Genomic DNA, 1738 nt, shown 5'->3' with positions numbered 1-1738 from the left:
CGAGACGGGCCTCGGAGACTCGCACGCCGTCGTCGTCGACTTCCTTCCGGGCTATCGGGTCGACGCCGCTCACCTCCCGCCGGGCCGGGGTGCCGCGACCTCACTCGGCGCCGCCCTGGCCGCACTGCACGCGCTTCCCCAGTCGGTGGTGCGCGCCGAAGGCCTTCCCGCACGGACGCCGCAGCAGGTCCGCGCCGACGTCGTGCGACTGATCGATCGGGCGAGCGCCACGCGCCGCCTGCCGTCGTCGCTCGAGACCCGCTGGCGTCGCGCCGCCGACGCCGACGAGCTGTGGCGGTTCGAGTCGTCGATCGTCCTCGGCGGCGCGGGCGCGGCATCCTTCCTCTTCGAAGACATCGAGGGCGTTCCCACGGTCACCGGCCTCCTTGACTGGCACGGACTGTCGATCGGCGACGCGGCGAGCGACCTGCAGTGGCTGGCGTCGGCCCCCGATGCCGCCGACGACGTGTATGCGGCGTACGTCGCCGGAAGCGAGCGTGCTCCCGATGCCCGCACGCGCGAGCGCGCCCGGCTCTACGCCGAGCTCGAGTTCGCGCAGTGGCTGGTGCACGGCCACGACTCCGCACGCGACGACATCGTGGCCGACGCGGCCGGGCTCCTCGAGTCGCTGGCGGCCGGTGTCGCCGGTGACGAGCTCGTTCCGAACGCGGCCCTCGACGTCGACGACGCGATCGCCCTCCTCGACCGCGTGCCGGGAGCGACGGCGCCCGCGATCGACACGTCGATGCACACCGACGCGTACGACCCGGAGGAGCTCTCGCAGTGGGTGACCGACGAGTTCGACGATGAACCGTCGACGACGGATGCCGCGACCCCTGAGGGCGACACGGATCCCGTCGCTCCTGCGGCCGAGGCCACGCTGTTCGACGACACGTCCACCGCCCCGGTCGATCTGCTAGCCGCTGTGCCGCGAGGTCCTGCTTCCATCGGTGTCGAGCAGGACACGCTCGGTGCGCACGGCGCGGCCGACACCGATGCCGCCGCCGATGCAGAGAGGGCGTCCGAGGCCGCGCTGCGCCGCTGGCTCGCCGACTGAGCCTTCAGCTGCGCAAGACGACGTCCTCGCCGACGTAGTACAGCGCGACATCGATCTCGTCGAGCGGAACGCCGTGCTTCGCGTGGTACGCCTGCCGGTACAGCTCGAGCTGCAGCATCCGCTCCTCCTTTTCGGCGGGCGTGTGCGGCGCCGCGCCGGTCTTCCAGTCGACGATCTCGATGCGTCCGTCGCGGTCCTCGCGGCGATAGACGGCGTCGAGCTTGCAGATCACGATGTGCGGCAGGCCGTCCGGCCCGATCGTCGTGAAGTCGATCTCGGTCTCGACCTCGATCGGCCGGAGGTCCGCCCACTCCGAGGCGAGAAACCGTTCCCGCAGCGCGGCGAGGGCGGCGGCATCCTCGGCCGACGCCTCTGTGTCGGGCGCGTCGTCGTCGAGCTCCCACAGCGCGTCGTCGAGCGAACCGCCGAGACCCACGCCCCCGGAGCGCTGCTCGACCCATGCGTGGAAGAGCGTTCCGAGCCGGGTCTGCCGGAACGGGCGCTCGGGCAGCGGCCGCGCGATCCGCGCGAGCGCGCCCTCGAGGTCGGCGACGTACTCCTTGTAGCGCGACGCCGCGATACGCGTGGGCGCAGTGCGGGCCGGGCGCGCATGGCGGGCATCTCGCTCGGCCAGGAGCAGCGCCGCCTGCCGGTCGAGATCCGTCCTCGGCGCGCCGAGCG

Annotated in this window: 2 protein-coding genes; one reads left to right on the top strand and one right to left on the bottom strand. The window is 72.7% G+C overall.

Annotated elements, in window-relative coordinates:
- Window positions 1-1057 (top strand): phosphotransferase (locus EIO58_RS17360; RefSeq protein ID WP_127820495.1); only part of this gene is annotated, 1057 nt, incomplete at its 5' end.
- 4 nt (window positions 1058-1061) lie between these two features.
- Here EIO58_RS17360 and EIO58_RS17355 read toward each other — a convergent pair.
- Window positions 1062-1738, bottom strand: a 677-nt coding sequence (locus EIO58_RS17355; RefSeq protein WP_205789360.1) for a PD-(D/E)XK nuclease family protein, incomplete at its 5' end; no start/stop codon positions are given.

The organism is Microbacterium sp. CPCC 204701, assembly GCF_004010105.1.
Lineage (GTDB): Bacteria > Actinomycetota > Actinomycetes > Actinomycetales > Microbacteriaceae > Microbacterium.
The sequence above is the reverse complement of the archived record's forward strand: the minus strand, read 5'-3'. Positions and strand labels throughout refer to the sequence as shown.